Genomic DNA, 25,099 nt, shown 5'->3' on the forward strand with positions numbered 1-25,099 from the left:
CTTTCGGGTTGGAGGGAGCGGGGCGGGGCGCGGGCTCAGAGATGTCGGTAGACGTCTTCGAGCGTCAGGCCCTTCGCGAGCATGAGCGTCTGCAGGTGGTACAGCAGCTGCGAGATCTCCTCGGCGGCGGCGGCGTCGGACTCGTACTCGGCGGCCATCCACACCTCGGCGGCCTCTTCGACGATCTTCTTGCCGATCGCGTGCACGCCCGCATCGAGCTGCGCGACGGTGCCGGACCCCTCGGGTCGCTCGACGGCCTTGGCGCTGAGTTCCGCGAACAGGTCGTCGAAGGTCTTCACAGTTCCAGGGTATCGGGTCGGCGGGGGTGGGGCTGTCGCGAGGGTGTGGGTGGGGTCGCGCGGGGGTGTGGGGCCGGGGGCGGGCGCGCTGGAGTGGGTGGCGTCCTGATGCCGGTCGCGGGGCGCGGGTAAACACTGTTCGTGCGCGGAAACACGGTGAGGGCGTGTTTTTGCGCAGGGATTGTGTTTATGCGTGGGTGACGCGGCGGGATGGCGGGGTGGGTTTCGTCGCGGGGGCCGTGGGTGGGGTTGCGCGGGGTGTCGGGGCCTGGGGCGGGCGCGCTGGGGCGGGTGGCGTTCGGATGCCGGTCGCGGGGCGCGGGTAAACACTGTTCGTGCGCGGAAACACGGTGAGGGCGTGTTTTTGCGCAGGGATTGTGTTTATGCGTGGGTGATGCGGCGGGATGGCGGGGTCGGGGCTGTCGCGGGGGCCGGCGGCCGTGGCCGGGGCCAGGGGCCAGGGGCCGGGTGCGCGGGGGTGTCGGGCGAGGGTCGGGCGCGCCGGGGCGGGTGGTGTCCGGATGCCGGTCGCGGGGCACGCATAAACACTGTCTGTGCGCGGAAACACGGTGAGGGTGTGTTTTTGCGCAGGGATTGTGTTTATGCGTGGGTGATGCGGCGTGGTGGCGGGGTCGGGGCTGTCGCGGGGCCGTTGGTGGGGTCGCGTGGGCGTGCGGCGCCGGGGGCGGGCGCGTGCCGGAGCGGGTGGCGTCCGGATGCCATTGGCGGGGCACGCGTAAACACTGTTCGTGCGCGGAAACACGGTGAGGGCGTGTTTTTGCGCAGGGATTGTGTTTATGCGTGGGTGACGTGGCGGGGTGGGCTCCGGTGACGCGGCGGGGTGGGCGGGGGCGGCCCCGGCGACGCGGCGGCGCGGCTCCGGGGCGGTGACGGGCGGTCAGGAGGGCGGCGGTGCGGGGCGGCTCAGTGGCGGTGACGGGCGGCGGAGGCGCGGAGCGACTGGATCGCCCGGTCGGGATCGTCGGCGCCGAAGACCGCGGATCCGGCGACGAAGGTGTCGGCCCCGGCTTCGGCGGCCTGTGCGATCGTGGACTCGCCGATGCCGCCGTCGACCTGCAGCCAGACGCTCGAACCGCGCCGTTTCGCCTCGTCGGCGAGGGCGCGGAGCTTGGGCATGGTCTCGGGCATGAACGACTGACCGCCGAAACCGGGCTCGACGGTCATCACCAGGATCTGGTCGAACTCGTTGAGGGAGTCGAAGAGGTTCTCGACCGGGGTGCCGGGCTTGACCGCGACGCCGGCCCGCGCACCGATGGCGCGCAGCTGACGGGCGAGTGCCACCGGGGATGCCGCGGCCTCGAGGTGGAAGGTGACGGATGCCGCGCCGAGCTCGGCGTACGCCGGGGCCCAGCGGTCGGGGTCGTCGATCATCAGGTGCACGTCGAGCGGGACCGGGCTGGTCTCCTGGATCCGGGCGACCATCTGCGGGCCGAAGGTGAGGTTCGGGACGAAATGGTTGTCCATCACGTCGACGTGCACGAAGTCGGCTCCCGCGATGCGGGCGAGCTCGGCCTCCATGTTCACGAAGTCGGCGGCGAGGATGCTCGGGTTGATGCGGGGCACTCGACCATTATGGGCACGCACGACCGTCCCCCTCGGTGCGCGCCGCGCTCCTCACCGCGTTCCGGGCGCGGGACGCTCCGTTCGCGCCCGACGGATCTGGCGTGTCTGGACCCTCACCGGGAAGACGGCGCGACGCGGACGAACCGGCGTCGGCCCGCGCAGCGGCGTGCCGAGCGGGGCGACGCGGACGAACCGGCGTCGGCCCGCACGGCGGCGCGCCGAGCGGGTGGCGATCAGCGCTTGCGCAGGAGTGCGATCGACATCGCGTCGGTGCCGTGGCGGTGCGGCCAGAGCTGCGCGCGCAGCGAGCCGTCGGCCTGGTCGGGCAGGTCGATCTCTTCGACGGCGACGGAGCGCACCACCGCGCGCGCGTCGAGCTCCTCGACGGCATTGCCGAGCTCGCGCTTGACCTCGGCCAGCACCCCGGACGTCTCGGCCAGATGCGGCGAGCATGTGACGTACGCCACGACACCGCCCGGCTTGAGCGCCTCGAACGCCGCCAGCACCAACTCCTGCTGCAGCGCGGTGAGGTCGGGCACGTCGGCGGGCGTCTTGCGCCAGCGCGCCTCGGGCCGGCGGCGCAGCGCCCCGATACCGGTACACGGCGCGTCGACGAGGATGCGGTCGTACTCCCCCGGCATCCGGGCCGCGCGCTCGCGCCCGTCCTCCTCGCTCACCTGGACCTCGAGGGGAACGGATTCCACGGCCTGACGCACGAGCCCCGCGCGCGCCGGCGCGATCTCGTTGGCGTCCAGTCGCGCGCCGTGCGCGAGAGCCTCGGCCGCCAGCAGCGCGGTCTTCCCGCCCGGGCCGGCGCACAGGTCGAGCCAGCGTTCGCCCTCGCGCACCGGGAGCGCGCGGCTGAGGGCGAGGGCGGCCAGCTGAGAGCCCTCGTCCTGCACGCGGATGCGACCCTCGGAGGCGCGGATGAGGCCCTCGGGGTCTCCCCCGCGGGTGTTGAAGGCCAGCGGCGAGTACGGGGTGGTCGTGGCGTCGACGGGCACCTCGGCGAGGCCGGGCAGCGCGATCATGGCCACGCGCGGGGCGACGTTGTCGGCCTCGAGCAGCCCGACGAGCTCGTCGGCCCGCCCCTCGGCGGTGAGAGCTCGACGAAGCGCACGGACGATCCAGACCGGATGCGAGGTGGTGACCCCGATGCGTTCGTCGTCGCTGCGCGCAGCGGCGGCGACGCGCTGCATCCAGGCACCCGGGTTCTCACGCGAGACGCGGCGCAGGACGGCGTTGGCGAAGCCGGCCGCTCCCCTGCCGCCGCCGTTCCGCCGCGCCAGCTCGACCGACTCGTTCACCGCGGCGTGCGAGGCCACGCGCGTCGACAGCAGCTGATGCACGCCCAGGCGGAGGGCGTCGAGCACGGCCGGGTCGATGCGGTCGACCGTCCGGTCGGCTGCGGCGGCGATGATCGCATCGTACGTGCCGCGGCGGCGGAGGGTGCCGTACGTCAGCTCGGTCGCGAGCCCGGCGTCCTTGGCATCCAGCTTCGCCCGGACGATCGCGTGCGGCAGCAGGAGGTTGGCGTAGGCCTCGTCGGCCGAGACGGCCCGCAGCACGTCGTACGCGACGGCGCGCGCTCCCTGAACGCTCATCGGCCGAGCACCGGGTCGCTCGTGCGCAGGCCGCGGAACCAGTCGCCGGCGGCCATGGCTCCCTTGCCGGCCGGCTGCACGGTCACCAGGCGCAGCGGAACCGATCCCGTGCCGACGACCACGTCTTTCCCGGATGCCACGACGTGCCCGGGCGCGACCGTCGGGGCGTCGGCGGGCGCGGCGCGGAGCACCTTGAAGCGCGCGCCGTCGAGCGTGGTGTGCGCGCCGGGTTCGGGCGTCACCCCGGCGATGCGGTGCAGGAGGGTCTCGGCATCCTGCTCGAAATCGAGGGCGCCGTCGTCGAGCGTGAGCTTGGGGGCGAGCGTGGGTTCGCCCTGTTGCGGGGTGGCGATGGCCGTTCCGTCGGCGATGCCGTCGACCACCCGCGCCAACAGCGGCGCGCCGATCTCGGCCAGGTCGTCGAGCACCTCGGCGGACGTGGCGCCGACCGGCACGTCGTAGCGCTCGTCGGCGAACACGTCTCCCGCGTCGAGGGCCGCCACGAGCTGGAATACGCTGGCGCCGGTCACCGCGTCGCCCGCGATGAGCGCGCGCTGCACGGGCGCGGCGCCGCGCCAGCGGGGAAGAAGGGAGAAGTGCAGGTTGATCCAGCCGTGGCTCGGGGTCGACAGCAGGGGCTCGCGCACGAGACCGCCGTAGGCCACGATCACGCCGAGCTCGGGCTCGAGGGCCGCGATGCGCGCGGTGACATCGGAGTCGAGGCGGTCGGCTTTGATCACCGGGATGCCGAGCTCGTCGGCGGCCTGCGCGACCGGCGAGGGCGTGAGCACGCGCTTGCGCCCGAGGGGGGCGTCGGATCGGGTGATCACCGCGACGATGTCGTGCGGTGAGGACGCGAGGGCGCGCAGTGACGGGACGGCGACGGCGGGCGTGCCGGCGAAGACGAGGCGCATGGTTCTCCTCAGGCGGAAGGAAGCGGGTGTCGGGTGCGGGCCGCGCTCAAAGATCGGGCTCGGGGATGTCGAGGCGAACTCTGAGCGTACTGCGCGGCTTGGGCCCGCGATCTTTGCGCGGCCTGCGAGCCCGCAGGGCATCGGCGATGACACCCGCCCGGAGGGCCTCGGCCACCGCTCGTCCGTGCGCGTAGTCGAAGCGGACCAGCGCGCGCGAGGTCGCGACGTCGGGCGACTCCGACGTGTCGACCGGTCCGAGGACGGCGAGTGCATCGAGATCGGGGACGTTCTCGCGGAGCGAGGCGAGCAGCGTATCGACGCTCCGGGCATGCCCGTCGATGGATGCCACGCGAACCGCGGGGGGCATCCGTAGCGGCCCGCGGTCGGCGAGCTCGGCGCGGGCATAGGCCGGCTGCGTCCACGTCGCCAACGCCCGAGCCACGGGGCCGGCGACGCCCACCAGGTGCACGGGGGCCCCCGGCGCGGCCAGGGCCGCGGCGTTCGACCACCACCGCAGGCAGTGCTCGCCGATGCGGAGGGCCTCGTTCTGCAGCATCCGGTCGCCGTCGAGCAGGATGACGGCGCGGTAGCCGCCGCGCGCGAGCGGTTCCGCGCCGCGCGTCGCGATCACCAGGGCGGGCGTGGCATCCACCTCGGCGACCGGGTGCGCGCCGTCGGCGACGATGACACGCGTGTTCGGAAACGCGCGGCCCAACTCGTCGGCGGTGCGTTCGCTGCCGGATGACGCCATGCGCAGCTTGGTGGAGCCGCAGTGCCCGCAGGCCCAGGCGTGAGCGCTGCGCCCGCACCAGGCGCACACGGGCGTGGCACCGGGACGGGCCGCGCGGAGCGGGCCCGCACAGTGCGGGCACCGCGCGGGGCGGCGGCAGTCGGCGCACACGAGCGAGGGCGCGTAGCCCGGCCGGGCCACCTGCACGAGCACCGGGCCGCTCTGCAGCGCCTCGCGAGCGGCGGCGAACGCCGACGAGGGCACCCGGGACTGTCGCTGCTCGCCCTCGCGGGTCGCGCTGAGCACCACGCGGGGACTGGCGCGACGTGCCTGCGGGATGTCGCGCACGTAGCCCACGTCGACGAGACGCTGCACGTCCGTGCTGCGGGTGTGGCCCGCGAACATCAGGGCCGAGTGCTCCAGCTCCTGTCGCACGAGCGCGGCGTCGCGGGCGTGGACGCCCGGCGCGAGCGGCTCGGACAGCAGTGAGTCGCCGTCGTCCCAGATCGCCACCAGCCCTGTGTCGTGCGCCGGCGCGTACACCGCCGAGCGGCGGCCCACGACGATGCACGGAACGGGCGCGAGGGTGCGGAGGTACTGCCCGTAGCGTGCCGGGCCGGACTGATCGGCGTCGTCGCGCACGACGGCATCGGGGCTCACCAGCTCGCCGAGCGCTGCCAGCACCTGGGCCTGGTCGCGGTAGTCGGGAACGACGAGGATCGCGCTGCGCCCGCGCGCCAGGGTGTGCACGGCGGCGGCGGTGAGAAGGTCGGCCCATGCTCCGCGGGGGAGGTCGGGGAGCGGACGCGGTGGGGCGTCTACGGCGAGGCGCTCCCCCGCATCGAGTGCGGCCGTCAGCCCCGGATAGGCCGCGAGGAGCTGTGCGGTGCGCTCGAGGGAGGCGGGCACCACCACGGGCGTCTCGGGCGGGGATGCGGCGGCCCACGCCTTCTCCGCCCGCACCATGCGCTTGGGGACGGCGAGGCGCAGCACATCGCTCACCGAGCCGGCGGCACGATCAGCGACCCTCCGCGCGAGCGTGTACAGCCGTTCGGGCAGCACCGGCATGGGCGACACCACCGCCTCGACCGACGACAGCGGTCGCTCGGAGCCGTCGTCGGCGACCACGTCGACCACGAAGGCATCCATCATTCGACCGGCCGAGCGCAGCGGCACCTTCACCCGCACCCCCGGGCCGATCTCGGCGACCAGCGGGTGCGGGACGGCGTAGTCGAACAGGCGATCCAGCTGCGGTACGGGCGATTCGAGCTGCACCCGAGCAACGCGGCGTTCACTCATCGCGGGTCGTTCCCGCCGGTGCGTCCCGACGCGGGCGACGCTCGGCCGACCAGCTCCGACGCGCGCCGGAAGAGCGCGCGGGTCGTGACGCCCCGCGCGGCGCCTCCCCCACCGTCAGAGTCCGGCGGCCGTGCGCAGCTCGTCGACGCGGTCGGTGCGCTCCCACGTGAAGTCGGGCAGTTCGCGGCCGAAGTGGCCGTACGTCGCCGTCTGCGCGTAGATGGGGCGCAGCAGGTCGAGCTGCTCGACGATCGCGGCCGGGCGCAGATCGAAGACGTCGCGGATGGCGCGGACGATGACCTCGTCGGCGACGTGAGCGGTGCCGAACGACTCGACGTACAGGCCCACGGGGTTCGCCTTGCCGATGGCGTAGGCCACCTGCACCTCGAGGCGGTCGGCCAGCCCCGCGGCGACGGCGTTCTTGGCGACCCAGCGCATGGCATAGGCGGCGGAGCGGTCGACCTTGGAGGGGTCTTTGCCGCTGAACGCACCGCCGCCGTGCCGAGAAGCCCCGCCGTAGGTGTCGATGATGATCTTGCGGCCGGTCAGGCCGGCGTCGCCCTTGGGGCCGCCGATGACGAAGGGGCCGGCGGGGTTGATGTAGTACTTCACTCCGGGCAGCTCGAGGCCGGTCTCGGCGAGGACGGGATCGATGACCTCGGCCTGCACCTGCGCGCGCAGGTCTTCCTGCGAGATGTCGGGGTGATGCTGCGTCGACAGGACGACGGAGTCGACGGTGCGCGGCGTGAAACCCTCGTAGCCGAGGGTGACCTGCGTCTTGCCGTCGGGGCGCAGGAACGGCAGCGTGCCGTCGCGGCGCACGGAGGCCAGGCGCTCGGCGATGCGGTGAGCCGTCCAGATCGCCATGGGCATGAGCTGCGGCGTCTCGTTGGTGGCGAAACCGAACATGATGCCCTGGTCGCCCGCACCCTGCAGGTCGTGCGGGTCGACGGACCCGCGCTCGCGCTGTTCGAAGGCCTTGTTGACACCGGCGGCGATGTCGGAGGACTGCGCACCGATCGACACCGACACGCCGCAGGACTCGCCGTCGAAACCGGTCTCACTGGAGGTGTAGCCGATGCGGTTGACCACATCGCGCACGATCGCGGGGATCTCGACGTAGGCGCTCGTCGACACCTCCCCGGCCACGTGGACGAGTCCCGTGGTGACGAGGGTCTCGACCGCGACGCGTCCTGTGGGGTCATCCGTGAGGATGGCGTCCAGGATGCTGTCGGAGATCTGGTCGCAGATCTTGTCGGGGTGTCCTTCGGTGACGGACTCGGACGTGAACAGGCGCAGATCGCTCAAGACGGCTCCGGGATGCTGGCGTACAGGGAACGGGCACAAGTATGCCCCGGACGGCGGCGAGCCGCCCGGGGCATCGTCACATCGGTGAACAGATCACGCGTGTGAAGGACAGGATCGCGGGTTACTCCGCGGCGCGCAGGCGCAGCTTGTCTTCGTGGATCTCGTGCAGCGCGATCGTGAGGGGCTTGTCTTCGACGGTGGAGTCGACCAGCGGCCCCACGTTGTCGAAGAGGTTTCCCTCGTGCAGGTCGGAGTAGTAGTCGTTGATCTGACGCGCGCGCTTCGACGCGTAGATCACGAGCTGGTACTTCGAGTCGACCTTGTCGAGCAGAGCGTCGATGGGCGGGTCGATGATGCCCTTGTCACGTCCGGCCATGGGGAACCTCCTGGTTCGGCGGATGGGGTGGATGCGGCGCCGGGAGCGCCGAAGCATCCTCTGATTCTAGCCGACGCCGCCACGGCGTGTGCGGAGACGTCTGTCGCCCGGTGTGGCGCGGCCGTGTGCGGGGACCGGGGTCGGGCGGCTGGGTGGGTTCGGGGCGCGTTGTGTGCACCGGGGCGTGCGATACCCGCCCCGGTGCAGGTTTCGCGCTCCGAACCTGGCCTCCAGGACGGGAATCCGCCCCGAACCAGGCCTGCAGCACGGGATGCGCCCCGAACACGCGCCGGGGTCGGTCCGGACGGGGACCCGCCCGAACCGACCAGCGCGGGGACGGCGTCAGCGCTGCGCGGCCGCCAGGGCCACGACCTCGGCCGCGGCGTGCGAGACCTCGTCGTTCACGACGCGGTAGTCGAACTCGTTCTGCGCAGCGAGCTCGACGCGGGCGGTGCGCAGGCGCCGGGCGCGTTCCTCGGCATCCTCCGTCCCGCGTCCGACGAGGCGCTGGACGAGTTCGTCCCAGCTCGGCGGCAGCAGGAAGACAAGGGTCGCGGACGGGTCGGCGGCCCGCACTTGACGTGCTCCCTGCAGATCGATCTCGAGCAGGACGGTACCGCCCGCGGCCAGCACGCGCTCGATCGGCTCGCGGGGTGTGCCGTACCGGTTCTGATTGTGCACGACGGCCCACTCCAGCAGCTCCCCCGCGGCGACCATCCGGTCGAACTCGGCGTTGTCGACGAAGTAGTAGTGCTCACCCTCGACCTCGCCGGGGCGCGGGCGGCGCGTGGTCGCGGAGACCGAGAGGTGGATCTGCGGGTAGTTCTCCTTGATGTGCGCGGCCACCGTGCCTTTGCCGACGGCCGTGGGACCGGCGAGCACGATCAACCGGCTGCGCCCGTCACGGGGCGCCGGTTCGGGCCAGCGACTGTCGAGGAACGCCCGCAGCGCGTCGCGCTGGCGCGTGCCGAGACCGCCCAGGCGCTTGACCGGAGAGATGCCGAGCGAGACGAGGATGCGGTCGCGCTTGCTCTCGCCGATCGCGGGGATCGCGGTGAGGAACTCGGTCACGCGCATGGCTCCCGCCGCGGAGAGCGGGTCGGCGAGTCCGCGGCGCAGCAGCTCCTGCGGCGAGATCACGCGCGAGGACACGTCGCGCTTGAGCGCTGCACGCTCGCGACGCGCCTCGACGGCGCGGCGCGAGGCGGCGGCACGGTCGACCTCGGGCGGGCGACGGGTGTCAACCATGCAGAGTCTCCCGGTACAGGGCTGCGCGCTCGTCGATGCGGGCAGCCAGACGCGCGGGCCCGACGGCGAGGATGCTGCGGCTCTCATTGGCCACGACGGCCTTCGCGACGTACCCGAACAGCCGCCCGATGTCGGAGGGCTCGGCGCCTTGCGCCCCGAAGCCCGGGGCGAGGATCGGCATGCCGGCGAGAGCGACGTCGCCGAGCCCGAAGGCGGCGCGGTCCACGGTCGCGCCGACCACCACGCCGATGGGCCCGAGGGCCCCGGGCGCGCCGATGTTCGCCTCGTTGATGTCGTGCGCGACGCGCGCGGCGACGTGCTCGTGATCACCGACCGCGAGGGCGTCGTCGACGATGGCGCTCTGCAGCGCGCGTGCTTCGGGGTTGCTCGTCGCGGTCAGCACGAACGCGCCCTTGCCGTGCTGCACCGCGAACGACAGCGTGTCGCGCAGCGAGTCGGCACCGAGGTAGGGCGTGAGGGTCACGGCATCCGCTTCGAGGGGCGAACCGGGTGCGAGCCAGGCCTGAGCGTAGCCCTCCATGGTCGTGCCGATGTCGCCGCGCTTGGCGTCGGCGATCACCAGAAGACCGGCGGCGCGAGCGGCCGCCATCACCTCCTCGAGCGCGGCGAACCCGCGAGAGCCGTACCGCTCGTAGAACGCCACCTGCGGCTTCACGATCCCGACCCGGCCTGCGGCGGCCTCGACCGTCCGCAGGCCGAATTCGCGCGCGCCGTCGGCCGTGGCATCCAGCCCCCACGCCGACAGCAGGGCGGCGTGGGGGTCGATGCCGACGCACAGGGCGCCGTGGGCGTCGAGGGCGGCGCTGAGGCGCTGGCCGAACGTCTCGCTCACAAACGGCCCGCGCGATCGACGGCGTACTCCTGCAGGCTGCGCACGCCGAAGCCGTCCTTCATCGCACCGAGCGCGCTCACCGCGGCACCGAGCACGGCCATCGTCGTGAACAGTGCCTTGTCGCCGGCCACGGCCGCGGCGCGGATCTCGTAGCCGTCGGCGCGGGCGGTGCCGCCCGAGGGCGTGTTGACGATCATGTCGATCTTGCCGGCGTTGATGAGGTCGACCACGTTCTGCTGCCCCGACCCTTGCGTCTCGGAGTACTTCTCGACGACCTGGACCCGGATGCCGTTGCGGGCGAGGATCTCGGCCGTGCCCTCGGTCGCCATGAGCTCGAACCCGAGCTCCTGCAACCGGTGGGCGGGCAGGATGACCGCGCGCTTGTCGGCGTCGGCGACGGAGATGAACACCGTGCCCGAGGTCGGCATGCCGCCGTACGCGGCCTCCTGCGACTTCGCGAACGCGGTGGGGAAGTCGCGGTCGATGCCCATGACCTCGCCGGTGGAACGCATCTCGGGGCCGAGCACGCTGTCGACGGTGTGGCCGTCGGCGGTGCGGAAGCGCTTGAACGGCAGCACGGCCTCTTTGACCGCGACGGGGGCGTCGAGCGGCACACGCGAGCCGTCGCTTTCGGGGAGCAGTCCCTCGGCGATGAGCTCGGCGATGGTGCTCCCGGCCATGATGCGGCTGGCGGCCTTGGCGAGCGGGATGCCGAGCGCCTTCGACACGAACGGTACGGTGCGGCTCGCGCGGGGGTTCGCCTCGATGACGTACAGCACGCCCGCCGAGATCGCGAACTGCACGTTCAGCAGGCCCCGGACGCCGACGCCCTTCGCGATCGCGAGGGTGGCCTCGCGCACGCGATCGACCTCGGTGCGGCCGAGCGACACGGGCGGAAGCGTGCAGGACGAGTCGCCGGAGTGGATGCCGGCCTCTTCGAGGTGCTCCATGACGCCGCCGATGTAGAGGTCGGTGCCGTCGAAGAGCGCATCGACGTCGAGCTCCACGGCGTCGTCGAGGAAGCGGTCGACGAGCAGCGGGAGCCCGGGGCCGATGATGGCCTGGTCGGCAACGCGCACGAAGTAGTCGCGCAGTGCCTCGGTCGAGTAGACGATCTCCATGCCGCGGCCGCCGAGCACGAAGCTCGGGCGCACGAGCACCGGGTAGCCGATCTCCTCGGCCACCTGCACGGCGCCCTCGACGTCGATCGCGGTGCCGTTGCGGGGAGCGACGAGGCCGGCGTCGTCGAGCAGGCGCGAGAACAGCTCGCGCTCTTCGGCGAGGTCGATCGCCTCGGGGCTGGTGCCGAGGATCGTGTAGCCCGCGGCCTCGATGCCCTTCGCCAGGCCCAGCGGCGTCTGACCGCCGAGCTGGCAGACGACGCCGAGGATGCTGCCGGACTGGCTCTCGGCGTGCAGCACCTCGAGCACGTCCTCGAGCGTCAGCGGCTCGAAGTACAGGCGGTCGGAGGTGTCGTAGTCGGTCGACACGGTCTCGGGGTTGCAGTTGACCATGACCGTCTCGTAGCCGGCATCCGACAGCGCGAAGGAGGCGTGCACGCACGAGTAGTCGAACTCGACGCCCTGGCCGATGCGGTTGGGGCCCGAGCCGATGATGACGACCTTCGTGCGGTCGGAGGGGGTGACCTCGGTCTCGGCGTCGTACGAGGAGTAGTGGTACGGCGTCAGGGCCGGGAACTCCCCCGCGCAGGTGTCGACGGTCTTGTAGACCGGGCGCACGTCGAGCGCGTAGCGGATGCCGCGGACGTCGGCCTCGTCAATGCCCCGGAGCTGAGCGATCTGCGCGTCGCTGAAGCCGTGCTCCTTGGCGAGACGGAGAGTGGCCTCGTCCAGATCCGCGGCCTTCGCGATGAAATCGGCGACCTCGTTGATCAGCACGATCTGGTCGATGAACCACGGGTCGATCGCCGTCGCGTCGAACGCCTGCTCGGGCGTGGCGCCCAGGCGCAGCGCCTGCTGCAGCACGATGATGCGGCCGTCGGTCGGGGTCTTCGCGATCTCGAGCAACTCGTCCACCGAACGCGACTCCTCGCCCCAGTGGAAGCTGGAGCCGCGCTTCTCGAGCGAGCGCAGCGCCTTCTGCAGGGCGGTGGTGTAGTTACGGCCGATCGCCATGGCCTCGCCCACCGACTTCATGGTGGTGGTGAGCGTGGTGTCGGCGGCAGGGAACTTCTCGAAGTTGAACCGCGGCACCTTGACCACCACGTAATCGAGCGTGGGCTCGAAGCTCGCCGGGGTCACCTTGGTGATGTCGTTGGGGATCTCGTCGAGGCGGTAGCCGATGGCGAGCTTGGCGGCGATCTTGGCGATCGGGAAGCCCGTCGCCTTCGACGCCAGCGCCGACGAGCGCGAGACGCGCGGGTTCATCTCGATGACGATGATGCGCCCGGTCTTGGGGTCGACGGCGAACTGGATGTTGCAGCCGCCGGTGTCGACGCCGACGGCGCGGATGATGTCGATGCCGATGTTGCGCATCTTCTGGTACTCGCGGTCGGTGAGCGTGAGCGCCGGGGCGACGGTGATCGAGTCGCCGGTGTGCACGCCCACGGGGTCGACGTTCTCGATCGAGCAGACCACCACGGTGTTGTCGTGGGTGTCGCGCATGAGCTCGAGCTCGTACTCCTTCCACCCGAGGATCGACTCCTCGAGCAGCACCTCGGTGGTGGGAGAGTCGTGCAGGCCCGCGCCGCCGATGCGGCGGAGGTCGGCCTCGTCGTACGCGAAGCCCGAGCCGAGGCCACCCATCGTGAACGAGGGGCGAACGACCAGCGGGTAGCCGAGCTTCTCCGCTCCGGCGAGCAGCTCGTCCATCGTGTGGCAGATGACGGAGTCCGCGACGTCGGCGCCCGCGTCGAGCACGAGCTGCTTGAAGATCTGGCGGTCCTCACCGCGGTTGATCGCCTCGAAGTCGGCGCCGATGAGCTCGACGTCGTACTTCTCGAGGATGCCGAGCTTGTGCAGCTGGATCGCGGCGTTCAGGGCCGTTTGTCCACCGAGGGTGGGGAGGATGGCATCCGGCTTCTCCTTCGCGATGATCGACTCGATCACCTCGGAGGTGATGGGCTCGATGTACGTCGCGTCGGCGAAGTCGGGGTCGGTCATGATCGTCGCCGGGTTGGAGTTGACGAGGATGACGCGCACCCCCTCTTCGCGGAGCACGCGGCACGCCTGGGTGCCGGAGTAGTCGAACTCGCAGGCCTGACCGATGACGATCGGGCCGGAGCCGATGACGAGGACGGAGTGGATGTCGTCGCGCTTAGGCATTCTTCTTCGTCTCCAGGGTCGCGAGCACCATGTCGCGGAAGCGGTCGAACAGGTAGTTGGCGTCGTGGGGTCCGGCAGCGGCCTCGGGGTGGTACTGCACGCTGAACGCGGGGATGTCGAGGGCGCGGAGGCCCTCCACGACGTTGTCGTTGAGGCCGATGTGGCTCACCTCGACGCGGCCGAAGCCGGTCGGGCTGTCGATCACCTGGTCGAGGGGCGCATCGACGGCGAATCCGTGGTTCTGCGAGGTGATCTCGACGCGGCCGGTGGTCTTGTCGAGCACGGGCTGGTTGATGCCGCGGTGGCCGAAGGGCAGCTTGTAGGTGCCGAATCCGAGGGCGCGGCCCAGCAGCTGGTTGCCGAAGCAGATGCCGAAGAACGGCAGGCCGTCGCCGAGCACGGCGCGCAGCAGCTCGACGTGCTGGTCGGATGCCGCCGGGTCGCCGGGGCCGTTCGAGTAGAACGCCGCGACGGGCTCGATGGCGCGGATCTCCTCGATCGTGGCCGACTGCGGGAACACGTGCACGTCGAAGCCGCGGGCGGCGAGGTTGTCGATCGTGGACTGCTTGACGCCCAGGTCGAGCACGGCGAGGTTGCCGATGCGCTCGGCGGTGGCGGGGGTGACCTCGACCTCGGTGACCGAGACCTCGGCCGAGAGGTTGCGACCCGCCATGCCCGGCGCCTCGCGCACGCGGCGCAGCTGCTCATCGGCATCCAGGTTCGCGAGCTCGCCCGAGAAGACGCCGCCGCGCATGCTCCCCGAGGAGCGGATGCGACGGGTGACGGCGCGGGTGTCGATGCCGGAGATGCCGACGATGCCGTCTTCGACGAGCGCGTCGTCGAGCGAGCGGTTGGCACGCCAGTTCGACACCATGCGCGAGGGGTCGCGCACGACGTAGCCGGCGACCCAGATGCGGCGGGACTCGGGGTCTTCGTCGTTCACGCCGGTGTTGCCGATGTGCGGGGCGGTCTGCAGCACGATCTGGCCGGCGTACGAGGGGTCGGTGATCGTCTCCTGGTAGCCGGTCATGCCGGTGGCGAAGACGACCTCGCCGAGGGTCTCACCGCGCTGGCCGTACGCGCGGCCCGTGTAGCGGGTGCCGTCTTCGAGGACCAGGACGGCGGGGTCTGTCGTGATCAGGGCGGTCATGCGTCGCTTCCTGTCGGGGTGATGAGGGGGCGGATCGCGTCGGCGAGGGCTTTCGCCGAGGCGTCCTGAGGACGGAGGTAGGTGTCGACGACCGTGTCGTCGTCGATGCGCCAGCTGACGCGCGCCAGGCCGTCGCGCTCGACCACGCGGTCGATCGCGACGGTGGCTTGGGCTGCATCCACCAGGCGGTCGCGGGTGAGCGCGATGCGGGGCTGGCCCGGGAGGTCGAGGGCGACGCCGGCCGTGGTGACGGTGACGTCGACGCGGGAGCGGAAGCCGAGGCCCCTGATGGCGAGGCGTTCGAGCGGCTCGTCGTGCCGGGTCGTGGCGACGTAGAGCCCCGAGAACACCGCGGTCTCGACGGCGTCATCGGGCAGCTCCCCCACCGGGGCGGTGTAGCGCGCATCGCGCCGCGTTCGTCGCACCCAGGCCCACGCGAGCAGGGCCAACAGCACGACGGCCACTCCGGCCATGACGAGCAGGGCGCCCTCGCGCGTCACGCGAGCACTCCGGGGGCGTCGAGCACCGCACCGTCGACGACGGTGGGGATGCCGGCGCGCACGGTCCAGCGCACCTCGCCCGGCAGCTCCCGCCCGAGGTAGGGCGAGTTCTTGCTGCGGCCGCGCAGGTCGTCGAGGCCGAAGGTCCGCGACGGGCGGGGGTCGTACAGCGTGAAGCTGGCCGGCTGCCCCGCGGCGACCGGCGTGCCGTGACCGTCCAGGCGACCGATGCGCGCCGGGGTCGCGGACATCACGCGGGCGACGTCGGACCAGTCCAGCAGACCCGTCTCGACCATGGCGTGGTGCACGACGCGCAGCGCGCTCTCGAGCCCCACCATGCCGTTGGCCGCCGCCGACCACTCGCAGGCCTTCGCCTCGGCGGGGTGGGGGGCGTGGTCGGTGGCGACGATGTCGATCGTGCCGTCGGCCAGACCCTCGCGCACGGCCATCACGTCTTCTTCGCGGCGCAGGGGCGGGTTGACCTTGTAGCGGGCGTCGTAGTCGCGCACGAGCTCGTCGGTCAGCAGCAGGTGGTGCGGGGTCACCTCGGCGGTGACGTTCACGCCGCGCTTCTTGGCCCAGCGGATGATGTCGACCGAGCCCGCGGTGCTGAGGTGGCACACATGCAGGCGCGAGCCCACGTGCTCGGCCAGCAGCACGTCGCGGGCGATGATCGACTCCTCGGCGACGGCGGGCCAGCCGGTCAGGCCCAGCTCGGCCGATACGGCACCCTCGTTCATCTGGGCACCCTCGGTGAGCCGCGGGTCCTGCGCGTGCTGGGCGATCACGCCGTCGAACGCCTTCACGTACTCCAGCGCCCGCCGCATGATGAGCGGGTCGAAGACGCAGAAGCCGTCGTCGCTGAACACGCGCACGCGGGCGCGGGAGTCGGCCATCGCGCCGAGCTCGGCGAGACGCTCGCCCTTCTGCCCGACCGTGACGGCGCCGATGGGCTGCACGTGCACGTAGCCGGCGGCCTCGCCGAGCGCGTACTCCTGCTCGACGACACCCGCGGTGTCGGCGGTGGGCGAGGTGTTCGGCATCGCGAAGACCGTGGTGAAACCGCCGGCCGCGGCGGCACGGGAGCCGGTGAGCACGGTCTCGGATGCCTCGAACCCGGGCTCGCGCAGGTGCACGTGCAGGTCGACCAGGCCCGGGAGGGCGATGAGCCCGTCGGCGTCGACGACCGTCGCACCGGCGTGCGAGAGTCCGGAGCCGGTCTCGGCGATGACGCCGTCACGAACGAGGAGGTCGGTGGCATCCTGACCCTCGACGCGCGCGCCGCGGACCAGAAGGGTCTGGGGGGTGGCGTGGCTCATCGAAGGTCCTCTTTCTCGGTGTCGGGCCGCTCCCCTGCCAGCAGCAGGTACAGCACGGCCATTCGCACGGAGACGCCGTTCGTGACCTGTTCGAGCACCGTCGAACGAGGCGAGTCGGCGGCTTCGGCGGAGATCTCCAGACCCCGGTTCATGGGGCCGGGGTGCATGACAATGCTATCGGTCGGAAGGGCCGCCAGGCGTCGCGCATCGAGCCCGTAGCGGCGCGAATACTCCCGTTCAGTCGGGAAATACGCGGCCGACATGCGCTCGAGCTGGATGCGGAGCATCATGAGCGCGTCGGGTCCGGCGGCGATCGCGTGATCGAGGTCGTAATCGATCTCGACGGGCCAGCCGCTGACGTCCTGCGGAACGAGGGTCGGCGGGGCGACGAGCGTCACGTGCGCGCCGAGGGTGTTCAGCAGCCACACGTTCGAGCGGGCGACACGCGAGTGCAGCACGTCGCCGACGATCGTGACCCGGATGCCGCTGAGGTCGCGGCCGCGGCTGTCGTCGCCGAACAAGCGCTTGCGGATCGTGAACGCGTCGAGCAACGCCTGCGTGGGGTGCTCGTGCGTGCCGTCGCCGGCGTTGACGACGCCCGCGGTGATCCAGCCGCTGGTGGCGAGGGTGCGCGGAGCGCCGGACGCGCCGTGGCGGATGACGACGGCATCCGCCCCCATCGCCTGCAGCGTCTGCGCGGTGTCCTGCAGCGACTCGCCCTTGCTGACGCTGGAGCCCTTCGCCGAGAAGTTGATGACGTCGGCGCTCAGGCGCTTGGCCGCGGCCTCGAAGGAGATGCGCGTGCGCGTGGAGTCTTCGAAGAAGAGGTTGACCACGGTCTTGCCGCGCAGCGTCGGGAGCTTCTTGACCTCGCGGCGCTGGGTGTCGGCCATGTCTTCGGCGACGTCGAGGATCGTCAGGGCCTCGTCACGCGAGAGGTGCTGGGTGTCGAGAAGGTGCCTCATGACTCGATCGTCACCTCCCCTCGATCGTGACGGACTCTGCGCCGTCGGTTTCGGCGAGGCGCACGTTCACGCGTTCGTCGCGGGCGCTGGGAAGGTTCTTGCCCACGAAGTCGGGGCGGATCGGCAGCTCGCGGTGACCCCGGTCGACGAGGGTCGCGAGCCGCACGGCGGCGGGGCGCCCGATGTCCTGCAGGGCATCGAGGGCGGCCCGGATGCTGCGCCCGGAGAACAGCACGTCGTCGACCAGCACGACGACCTTGCCGTCGATGCCGCCGGCGGGGATCTCGGTCTTGCGGGGTGCCCGCGTGGGGTTGCGGTGCAGGTCGTCGCGGTACATCGTCACGTCGAGTGAGCCGACCGGAACGGCCGCTCCCCCGAACTCGCTGACGAGTGAGGCGATGCGTTCGGCGAGGGTGACCCCGCGGGTCGGGATGCCGAGGAGGACGAGTCCTTCCGGTCCTCTGTTGGACTCCAGGATCTCGTGCGAGATGCGCGTCAAAGCGCGGGCGATGTCGGCATCGTGCATGACGGTGCGCGTACTCATCCGCTGCTCCCTTCTCCGCCTCACGGGACGGTGTTAAAGGTTGCTGTGGTTCGCGGACAAGCTTAGCGGGTGCGCCGGGCGGATGCCGGGCGCCTGGCGCGCGTCGGGCGTAAGGCGTGCGCCGGGGCGAGCGGCGTGCGTCGGGCGTATGGCGTGCGTCGGGCGGGTGGCGTGCGTCGGGCGGGTGGCGTGCGTCGGGGCGGGTGGCGTGCGCCGGGGCGGGTGCCGGGGGCCCGCCGGGCTGCGTGCCGAGATCACACGATCGGGTCGAGATGACGGCATCCGGTCGTCTCGTGCCGTGTGATCTCGCGCGGATCGTGTGACCCGCAGGCCCGCCGGCCCACCGGCCCGCAGGCCCACCGGCCCACCGGCCCGCAGGCCCGCAGGCTCGCAGGCTCGCCAGCCCGCAGGCCCACGGGCCCGGGGTCAGCCGGACTGCGTGAGGCTCGTGATGAGGTTGATCGCCACCGCGACGACGAAGGTGCCGTAGAAGTACGCCAGCAGGCCGTGCCCGAAGGCGATCCGCCGCGAGGGCGTGGACGACTGGGTCACGCTGCTCGAGCTGTACGCCATGCCGATGTTGAACGCGGCGTACGCGAAGTCGCTGTACGACGGGTCCTCCTCCTGGTCGAAGTCGAACCGGTGAGAGTCGTCGAGGTAGTACATGCGGGCGTACTTGAACGCATAGACGGTGTTGACCACCGCCCAGGATGCGACCACGCCGACGACCGCGAGAATGGCGCAGGCCGAGCCGATCGGATCCTTCTGCTGGCTGCGGATGAGAGCCAGCACCACCCCGATCAGGCCGACGAACGTCACGGCGATGATGAGCGTGTCGACGAGTCTGCGCGCCCGGTCCTCCTGGGTCGCCAGGTGCCTCGTCCTGTCGGGGTCGGCGGGCCACGCCACGGTCCAGGCCCACGTCAGGAAGACGCCGGCGGCGACCGCCCAGCCGAGAAGGGGTGCGAGTTCGGGAGCGCCGAGGAGGACGGGGATGAGCCCGACGAGCACCCCGACGATCGCGGCGATCGCCGCCTTGCGTGTGATGTGCGACATGCCGGCTCCCCTGGTTGGCGAGGGGGCACCGTCGCAGCCCGAGCCGCGTGCGGCGAATGGGCTTGACAGCGGACGCGCTGGTCGAACCCGACGCCCACATCGCGGGCTGGGGCGTGACCGGCGGAGGCGAGGGGCGGGGGCGTGACCGGCGGAGGGCGAGCGGCGAGCGGAGGACTGCCGCTCGGCATCCGTCCTCCGCTCGCCCCTCATCCTCCGTTCGTCGCAGAGACGCGATGGCGGGGGGCGGATGCCGGCAGCTCAGCCCGCGGCGACCTCGGCGGTCGCGCGCTCGGCGGCGCGCTCCCCGCTGGGCGTCGAGCGGATCGGGTGACCGGTGGTCGTCAGGCAGCGGCCCGAGGCGAGGTCCCACTTCCAGTCGTGCAGCGAGCAGGTGAGCACGCCGTTCTCGATCTTGCCGGTCTTGGTGAGGTCGGCGCGCAGGTGCGGGCAGCGGCGCTGCACGGTCCAGCCGTCGATCTCGGCATCCTCGGTCTGGTCGGACTGCTCGGCGTACCAGTTCTCGACGTACTCGATGCGGTCGCGCGACAGGCACTTGAGGAAGGTCGTGAGGAACTCGTTGAACTTGCCCGAGCGGCCCACCTCGAACTGCATCGACAGGAAGATCGAGTTCGACCAGTCGATCTCGTGGTCGCGGATATTGGTTGACACGAGGTCGGCAGGGATCGTGTACCAGTAGATGCACTCTTCGCCGGCGTACTCGCGCACCTTCGCCTTGGGGAAGTCGACGACGAGGTCGAGCTCGCCGATGCGGAAGCGCACCGCTCCCCCGACGCCGTTGCGGATGGTGCGGGCGCGACGCAGCAGCGGCTCCCACCACTCCTTGATCGCCGCGAGCATCTCCGCGGGCGGGAGGATCTCGGCGCGCGAGGCCTCCTCGGCGTGAATCTCGCTCTGACGGCTGTCGCGCTGCTCGGCGAGGTAGTTCCACTTGTCCCCGAAGACGCGCTCGATCTCGTCGTCGGTGTAGAGCGTCTGCGTCACGGTGACGTCGGACCCCTGCACCTCGACCTGGGTGCCCGGCAGGAACAGGTAGCCCTTCTGATCGGGGCGCTGCTCCTTCATGTGCGCGAGGAACTCGCGCTGGTCTGTGAAGATCGAGTCGTTCTCGAGGCCCGTGCCGTTGTAGCGGAACAGCGCGTCGCGCAGGAACATCGGCGGGCCGGCCATCGGGAAGACGTGCTCGGCATCCACCTTGTCGATGTAATACATCGCGCGCTTGTTCTGCGCGTCGCGCTTGAGCTGCGCGAAGTTCTCCTTGGCATCCTGGGGCAGGTCGTAGACCATGGGCCACCAGATGGCACCCGAGACCTGAGTGAAGTAGGCGTCGGGCTTGCCGAAGTCGAACAGCTTCTCCAGGTCCAGGGGGTGCGAGTCGTTCTGGTTGAGGATGGATGCCGTGCCGTCGTCGACCGAGAGCGACGAGTCGCCGATGGGGCCGTCGGAGGGCGCGCGCAGCGGCGTCACCATGAGCTTGAGGTCGTCGAACTGCAGCGGCACGCCCGCCTCGGTGCGGACGAGGTTCGTGTAGCCGAGGGCGATCAGGTCTTGCTCGAGGTCGTCGGTGGGGTACTCGGGCAGGAGCACCTTGACGTCTTTCGACACGTAGCGCTCGAGCAGTGCCGGGTCGAAGTGGTCGCGGTGACGGTGCGAGATGTAGAGGAAGTCCGCCTGACCGAAGCGCTCCCAGTCGAGCGGACGATTGTCGGGGAACGGGAACCACGAGCCGAAGAAGCTCGGACCGATCACGGGGTCGCACAGGATGCTGCCGCCCGCCGTCTCGATGAACATGCCCGCGTGGCCGAGGCCGGTGATTCTCATGTCGCTCCTGTGTCGTGGACGGAACCTGACGAGTCTACGCGGGGGTGCCTGGGTGGGCGGTGGGCGCGGCGACGGAATCGTACGATGGCGAGATGCTCGGCGCCCTCGTCATCCTCGCGGTGGCGACCGTGTTGCTGGTCGCGGCGATCGTCGCGCGGGTGCGCTCGCCGCGTCTGCCGCATTCGCTGGTGGTGGAGTACGCGCCGCGCCCGGGAGCCACCGTCGTCGACGACGCCATCCTCGCGGGGCAGGAGCGTCGCGCGGTCGCGGCCGGTCTCGTCGACCTCGTCGTGCGCGGTCGCGTCCACCTGCTGACCGAGAACGGCGTCTCACGCAAGAGCATGGCGGTGCAGGTCATCGCCCCCGAGACTCTGACCGACGGCGAACGTCGTCTGCTCGAGGTGGTGTGCGGCCCGGAGACACCCAGCGGGTACTCGCGGCGCCTGTCTCGCGACCGACGCCGGATCGCGCGGGGCGTACGCGCCTTCGTCGCCAAGGACGGGCGCCGCTTGCAGCGCGAGGGCCTTCTGGCCGGATGGCGTCCCGGTCGGTCGGTGATCCGATGGAGCAGCGCGCTCCTCGTCCTCGGGATCGGGTTCTTCCTGTCGACGGCACCCGCACCCTCCGCCTTCGGGGTCGGTGTCGCAGCGCTGGCCCTGGCGCTCGTCGCGCTCGCCGTCGTTCCGCGGGGTCTCGCGCGCCGCTTCACACCGGCGGCGACGCCCCGGCGAGAGCACCTTGACGGCATCCGCCAGTATCTGACGCTCGCCGAGGCCGATCGCCTACGGGTCTTGCAGTCGCCCTCGGGGTCACGCCAACAGGTGGGTGACGCCGTGGAACGGTTCGCCCTGAACGAGCGCCTGCTCCCCTACGCGGTCATATTCGGCCTCGCCCAGGACTGGCTCGCCACCCTGGAGATCGGCTACGACGAGCTGGGTCGCACGTCTCCGCACACGCTGGCCGAGGTTGGTGACGGGTTTCTTCAGGTGATGGATGTCGAGGCGACGGTGAAGGGCGTGGTGAACATCGTGTTCGCGACGGACCATGCTCTGGATGCCGCGGGGGCGGTGCTCGACGGGTTGTTGTGACGACGTGGGGCCGCTGATGAGAGCGGGCATGTCCCGGGTGTGATGCTCGAGGGTCGGTTCCGACGACGCGGCCCTCGCGAGGAGAGCGCTTATGCCGCGGCCGAGGCGAGCATCTCACTTCGCCGGTGCGGGGTCGGTACCGCCGGGCGGAGTTCGGGCGACGAGTGGCGCCCGCTCGGACGTCACGGCCCGAGCAGCCCGCGAATGTCTTCCGCGTCGAGCGCAGCGGCGAAGGCCTCGCCGTCGTCGATGACCGCGTCGAAGAGCTCCGCCTTGCGGCGCTGCAGCGCGAGCACCTTCTCTTCGATCGTTCCGGCGGCGATGAGCCGGTAGACGAACACGCTCTTGTCCTGGCCGATGCGGTGGGCGCGGTCGACGGCCTGGGCCTCGGCGGCCGGGTTCCACCACGGGTCGAGCACGAACACATAGTCGGCCTCGGTAAGGGTGAGACCGAAGCCGCCGGCCTTCAGGCTGATGAGGAACACCGGGGCGTCACCTTCTCGGAACCCCGCCACCACGTCGCCGCGGCGCGCGGTGCTGCCGTCGAGGTGCGCGTAGGCGAGGCCTGCGGCATCCAGTCTCTCCGCCGCCATGTCGAGGAACGACGTGAACTGGCTGAACACCAGCGCGCGGTGCCCCTCGGCGGCGACTTCGATCAGACGCTCGAGCAGCGTGTCGAGCTTGGCCGATCCGAGGTGCGCGTCGCGCTCGTCGACGAGTCCGGGCGCGAGCGCGAGCATGCGCAGGAGCGTCAGGGAACGGAAGACGATGAAGCGCTGCCGGTCCAGGTCGTCGAGCAGGCCCAGAACCTTCTGCCGCTCCCGCTGCAGGACCCGGTCGTACACCTCCTGGTGCGCGGGACCGAGGGGGACGGCGATCTCCTGCTCCTGCTTGGGCGGGAGATCGGATGCCACGACGTCTTTCGTGCGGCGCAGCAGGAACGGCCGCACCCGCCGTCGCAGACGCTCGAGCATCTTGTGGCGGTGCGCGCTCGCCGCGGCGGCTGAGAGCTCGGTGGGGGCGTCGGTGGGCAGCTGCTCGATGGCGCGGGTGTAGTCCTCGCGGAACTGCCGGATCGAGGGGAAGAGCCCCGGCGCCGTCAGCGCGAGCAGCGCCCACAGGTCGTCGAGGCCGTTCTCGATCGGGGTGCCGGTCGCGGCGAACACGGCGTCGGTCTTCAGCGCCGCGACGGCGCGGTGGATGCGCGTCGCGGGGTTCTTCACGAACTGCGCCTCGTCGAGCACGACGCCCGACCAGTGCGGGGCCGCGAACTCGTCTGCATCCGTTCGCACGACACCGTACGACGCGACGACCACGTCGTCATCGCCCGCCGTCTCGGCGATCGTGCGGTCTCGGCGTACCGCTGTCGCCTCGACGACGGCGACGCGCAGGTCGGGCGCGAAGCGCGCCGCTTCGTCGCGCCACGTCGGCAGCACCGAGGTGGGGGCGACCACCAGCCACGGGCGCACGTCGCCCCGCGCGCGGGCGTGCGCGATCAGCGCGAGAAGCTGCAGCGTCTTCCCCAGACCCATGTCGTCGGCGAGGATACCGCCCAGGCGGTGCGCGTGGAGCAGCGCGAGCCACGACAGCCCCTCGCGCTGGTAGGGCCGCAGCTCGGCGCGGAACCCGGGCGGCGTCGGCACCGCAGGAACGTCCGCGACGTCGCGCAGCGCCCGGGCGAGCCCGCGCCACTCGACCGCCGCGTCGGACTGGTCGGCGAGGTCTTCGAACTCGGCCCACAGCGCCAGATGCGTGCGGGGCAGGCGCGGGCCGGTCTCCCACTCGTCGAGCGCCGCGGCCTCCTCGAGCAGGTCGCGCAGTCGTTGCAGGGCCGGGTGCGCGAGCGAGAACCACGCCCCGTCCGAGAGCTTGATTCGCGTGCGCCCCCGCGAGAGGGCGCTGAAAAGCACGCCGAACGGGATGAGGCGCCCGTCGATGGTCACCACGATGCCGAGGTCGAGCCAGTCGCGATCGAGCGACTCGACGGCGGTGATGCGCAGCGTCGGGTCGCCGCGCAACTCTCGGAACGACGGCCGCGTCCCCCGCGTGCGCACGCGCACCTCGTCGAGCACGTCGACGGCGGGCAGCACGCGGGTGCTGAACGCCGCGGCATCCGCCTCGCGCAGGGTCGCCCGTTCGGAGAGGGGGAGATCGGATGCCATCATCCACGCGGCCTCGAACCGCTCGCCGATCTGGGCCTCGGCGCGTGGGTCGCGCTCGGGGCCGTCGCCGGCGTCGTATGCGGCGCGGTATCCGCCCGGGTACGCCCACTCGAGCGCGTAAGCGACGGCGTCGTCGTCGAGGTACGACACGTCGACCTCCAGCGTCGGTCGCGCCGGGGGCGGCGGTGGGACTCCCGCCCCGACCGACAGCGGGGCACGGCGCGCCAACCGGGGGTAGACGTCGGCGATGAACTCCGCGGCATCCGTCGCCGAGACGTCGACAGCCCCGCGACCGAGGAGCGCGGGCAGCGGTGCCGGGAGCTCGACGGCGGCGAGCAGGAGCGGCACCGGATCGCGGTCGAGTTCGTACGCGAACAGCCCCGACGAGCCGATCGCGCGGGCGTGCGCGGCATCCACCCGGCTCCCGTCGACCGCGAGGTCGGCTGAAACGCGGAGAGCTCCCCCGCCGACGGCGTCGAGGGCGACCCTCGCGACCGCGTCGCCCCCGAGGCGCACGCGCTGCTGCGGATGCATCGACACGATCGGGATGCCGAGCCCCGCCGCCGCGCCCAGGTGCGGCCACAGCAGGGGCGAATCCACGGTGTCGAGAGCGACCGTGTCGCCGGACGCGGCGAAGGGCCCGGTCGTTCGCATCGCCTGCGCCAGCGCGTGCAGCTCGGCGAACCAGCGCACGTGCGCCGGGTCGAAGCGGCCGGTCGATCGTCGTACCGCGTCCCACGTGGCATCCGCCTTGATCCAGGCCTCGCGGGCGCCGCGCATGAGGGGGCGCGCGACGAGCTGGAGGTCGTCTTGCCGCTGGGCGAGCAGCCGTGGGGTCACCGGCACGACGGCGCGGGCCTCCCACCGGGCCGGGTCGTACGCCTCGCGCTGGCGCAGCTCGACGCCGAGGGCGAGCGGCTCGAAAGCGGCCGGCGCCCTCGGCGGCAGAAGATCGCGCCACGAAGTCACGACACCAT

At 71.6% G+C, this 25,099-nt stretch carries 19 protein-coding genes; 1 reads left to right on the top strand and 18 read right to left on the bottom strand.

Going from position 1 to position 25,099, the window contains the following annotated elements; genetic code table 11:
• Nucleotides 1–35: 35 nt before the first annotated feature.
• The 17 genes from QE392_RS11155 to QE392_RS11235 form a co-directional block, all read right to left on the bottom strand.
• Nucleotides 36–299 carry a phosphoribosyl-ATP diphosphatase gene (locus tag QE392_RS11155; protein ID WP_043361677.1) on the bottom strand — a complete coding sequence of 88 codons (264 nt, stop codon included), beginning with the start codon at nucleotides 297–299 and terminating at the stop codon, nucleotides 36–38.
• Nucleotides 300–1,223: 924 nt separating this feature from the next.
• Nucleotides 1,224–1,883, bottom strand: coding sequence for a ribulose-phosphate 3-epimerase (gene rpe, locus QE392_RS11160; RefSeq protein ID WP_307451679.1), 660 nt, complete (start codon nucleotides 1,881–1,883; stop codon nucleotides 1,224–1,226).
• A 233-nt stretch (nucleotides 1,884–2,116) separates the two neighbouring features.
• Nucleotides 2,117–3,487: an RsmB/NOP family class I SAM-dependent RNA methyltransferase gene (locus QE392_RS11165; RefSeq protein ID WP_307451682.1), complete on the bottom strand. Its 1,371-nt coding sequence runs from the start codon at nucleotides 3,485–3,487 to the stop codon at nucleotides 2,117–2,119.
• Nucleotides 3,484–4,401: a methionyl-tRNA formyltransferase gene (gene fmt / locus QE392_RS11170; RefSeq protein WP_307451684.1), complete on the bottom strand. Its 918-nt coding sequence runs from the start codon at nucleotides 4,399–4,401 to the stop codon at nucleotides 3,484–3,486. The genes QE392_RS11165 and fmt overlap by 4 nt, the downstream gene beginning before the upstream one ends.
• A 46-nt stretch (nucleotides 4,402–4,447) precedes the next feature.
• Nucleotides 4,448–6,430 carry a primosomal protein N' gene (locus tag QE392_RS11175; RefSeq protein ID WP_307451687.1) on the bottom strand — a complete coding sequence of 661 codons (1,983 nt, stop codon included), beginning with the start codon at nucleotides 6,428–6,430 and terminating at the stop codon, nucleotides 4,448–4,450.
• Nucleotides 6,431–6,544: 114 nt separating this feature from the next.
• Nucleotides 6,545–7,738: a methionine adenosyltransferase gene (gene metK, locus QE392_RS11180; protein WP_307451689.1), complete on the bottom strand. Its 1,194-nt coding sequence runs from the start codon at nucleotides 7,736–7,738 to the stop codon at nucleotides 6,545–6,547.
• A 121-nt stretch (nucleotides 7,739–7,859) separates the two neighbouring features.
• Nucleotides 7,860–8,114, bottom strand: a complete 255-nt coding sequence (rpoZ, locus tag QE392_RS11185) for a DNA-directed RNA polymerase subunit omega (protein ID WP_055837405.1) — start codon at nucleotides 8,112–8,114, stop codon at nucleotides 7,860–7,862.
• Between the two features lie 342 nt (nucleotides 8,115–8,456).
• Nucleotides 8,457–9,362, bottom strand: a complete 906-nt coding sequence (gmk, locus tag QE392_RS11190; RefSeq protein ID WP_307451692.1) for a guanylate kinase — start codon at nucleotides 9,360–9,362, stop codon at nucleotides 8,457–8,459.
• Nucleotides 9,355–10,215, bottom strand: a complete 861-nt coding sequence (gene pyrF / locus QE392_RS11195) for an orotidine-5'-phosphate decarboxylase (RefSeq protein ID WP_307451694.1) — start codon at nucleotides 10,213–10,215, stop codon at nucleotides 9,355–9,357. The genes gmk and pyrF overlap by 8 nt, the downstream gene beginning before the upstream one ends.
• Nucleotides 10,212–13,499 carry a carbamoyl-phosphate synthase large subunit gene (carB, locus tag QE392_RS11200; protein WP_307451696.1) on the bottom strand — a complete coding sequence of 1,096 codons (3,288 nt, stop codon included), beginning with the start codon at nucleotides 13,497–13,499 and terminating at the stop codon, nucleotides 10,212–10,214. The genes pyrF and carB overlap by 4 nt, the downstream gene beginning before the upstream one ends.
• The gene (gene carA / locus QE392_RS11205; RefSeq protein ID WP_307451698.1) at nucleotides 13,492–14,649 is read right to left on the bottom strand and encodes a glutamine-hydrolyzing carbamoyl-phosphate synthase small subunit; all 1,158 of its coding nucleotides are present in this window, start codon (nucleotides 14,647–14,649) and stop codon (nucleotides 13,492–13,494) included. The genes carB and carA overlap by 8 nt, the downstream gene beginning before the upstream one ends.
• Nucleotides 14,646–15,149, bottom strand: coding sequence for a PH-like domain-containing protein (locus QE392_RS11210; protein ID WP_307451701.1), 504 nt, complete (start codon nucleotides 15,147–15,149; stop codon nucleotides 14,646–14,648). Before QE392_RS11210 ends, carA begins: the two co-directional genes overlap by 4 nt.
• The gene (locus QE392_RS11215; protein ID WP_307451704.1) at nucleotides 15,146–16,468 is read right to left on the bottom strand and encodes a dihydroorotase; all 1,323 of its coding nucleotides are present in this window, start codon (nucleotides 16,466–16,468) and stop codon (nucleotides 15,146–15,148) included. Before QE392_RS11215 ends, QE392_RS11210 begins: the two co-directional genes overlap by 4 nt.
• The gene (locus tag QE392_RS11220) at nucleotides 16,465–17,433 is read right to left on the bottom strand and encodes an aspartate carbamoyltransferase catalytic subunit (RefSeq protein WP_307451706.1); all 969 of its coding nucleotides are present in this window, start codon (nucleotides 17,431–17,433) and stop codon (nucleotides 16,465–16,467) included. Before QE392_RS11220 ends, QE392_RS11215 begins: the two co-directional genes overlap by 4 nt.
• Nucleotides 17,434–17,443: 10 nt before the next feature.
• Complete coding sequence (gene pyrR / locus QE392_RS11225; protein WP_307451707.1) at nucleotides 17,444–17,977, bottom strand: bifunctional pyr operon transcriptional regulator/uracil phosphoribosyltransferase PyrR; 534 nt, start codon at nucleotides 17,975–17,977, stop codon at nucleotides 17,444–17,446.
• Between the two features lie 426 nt (nucleotides 17,978–18,403).
• Complete coding sequence (locus QE392_RS11230; RefSeq protein ID WP_307451708.1) at nucleotides 18,404–19,033, bottom strand: DUF1345 domain-containing protein; 630 nt, start codon at nucleotides 19,031–19,033, stop codon at nucleotides 18,404–18,406.
• Between the two features lie 258 nt (nucleotides 19,034–19,291).
• Nucleotides 19,292–20,872, bottom strand: coding sequence for an MBL fold metallo-hydrolase (locus QE392_RS11235; RefSeq protein WP_307451709.1), 1,581 nt, complete (start codon nucleotides 20,870–20,872; stop codon nucleotides 19,292–19,294).
• 92 nt (nucleotides 20,873–20,964) lie between these two features.
• On the opposite strand from QE392_RS11235, the gene QE392_RS11240 reads away from it, so the two are divergent.
• A complete protein-coding gene (locus QE392_RS11240) occupies nucleotides 20,965–21,960 on the top strand; it encodes a DUF2207 family protein (RefSeq protein ID WP_307451710.1) in 996 nt (331 codons plus the stop codon).
• Between the two features lie 182 nt (nucleotides 21,961–22,142).
• Here QE392_RS11240 and QE392_RS11245 read toward each other — a convergent pair whose 3' ends face one another.
• Nucleotides 22,143–25,091, bottom strand: a complete 2,949-nt coding sequence (locus QE392_RS11245) for a DEAD/DEAH box helicase (protein ID WP_307451711.1) — start codon at nucleotides 25,089–25,091, stop codon at nucleotides 22,143–22,145.
• Nucleotides 25,092–25,099 lie beyond the last annotated feature (8 nt).

It is taken from the genome of Microbacterium proteolyticum, from assembly GCF_030818075.1.
In the GTDB taxonomy this organism is placed as follows: Bacteria; Actinomycetota; Actinomycetes; order Actinomycetales; family Microbacteriaceae; genus Microbacterium; species Microbacterium proteolyticum_A.

Coding starts and splice junctions, on each gene's coding strand:
- QE392_RS11165 (WP_307451682.1), bottom strand. CDS start 3,487: ATGAGCGTTCAGGGAGCGCGCGCCGTCGCGTACGACGTGCTGCGGGCC.
- fmt (WP_307451684.1), bottom strand. CDS start 4,401: ATGCGCCTCGTCTTCGCCGGCACGCCCGCCGTCGCCGTCCCGTCACTG.
- QE392_RS11175 (WP_307451687.1), bottom strand. CDS start 6,430: ATGAGTGAACGCCGCGTTGCTCGGGTGCAGCTCGAATCGCCCGTACCG.
- rpoZ (WP_055837405.1), bottom strand. CDS start 8,114: ATGGCCGGACGTGACAAGGGCATCATCGACCCGCCCATCGACGCTCTG.
- gmk (WP_307451692.1), bottom strand. CDS start 9,362: ATGGTTGACACCCGTCGCCCGCCCGAGGTCGACCGTGCCGCCGCCTCG.
- carB (WP_307451696.1), bottom strand. CDS start 13,499: ATGCCTAAGCGCGACGACATCCACTCCGTCCTCGTCATCGGCTCCGGC.
- carA (WP_307451698.1), bottom strand. CDS start 14,649: ATGACCGCCCTGATCACGACAGACCCCGCCGTCCTGGTCCTCGAAGAC.
- QE392_RS11215 (WP_307451704.1), bottom strand. CDS start 16,468: ATGAGCCACGCCACCCCCCAGACCCTTCTGGTCCGCGGCGCGCGCGTC.
- QE392_RS11220 (WP_307451706.1), bottom strand. CDS start 17,433: ATGAGGCACCTTCTCGACACCCAGCACCTCTCGCGTGACGAGGCCCTG.
- pyrR (WP_307451707.1), bottom strand. CDS start 17,977: ATGAGTACGCGCACCGTCATGCACGATGCCGACATCGCCCGCGCTTTG.
- QE392_RS11230 (WP_307451708.1), bottom strand. CDS start 19,033: ATGTCGCACATCACACGCAAGGCGGCGATCGCCGCGATCGTCGGGGTG.
- QE392_RS11235 (WP_307451709.1), bottom strand. CDS start 20,872: ATGAGAATCACCGGCCTCGGCCACGCGGGCATGTTCATCGAGACGGCG.
- QE392_RS11240 (WP_307451710.1), top strand. CDS start 20,965: ATGCTCGGCGCCCTCGTCATCCTCGCGGTGGCGACCGTGTTGCTGGTC.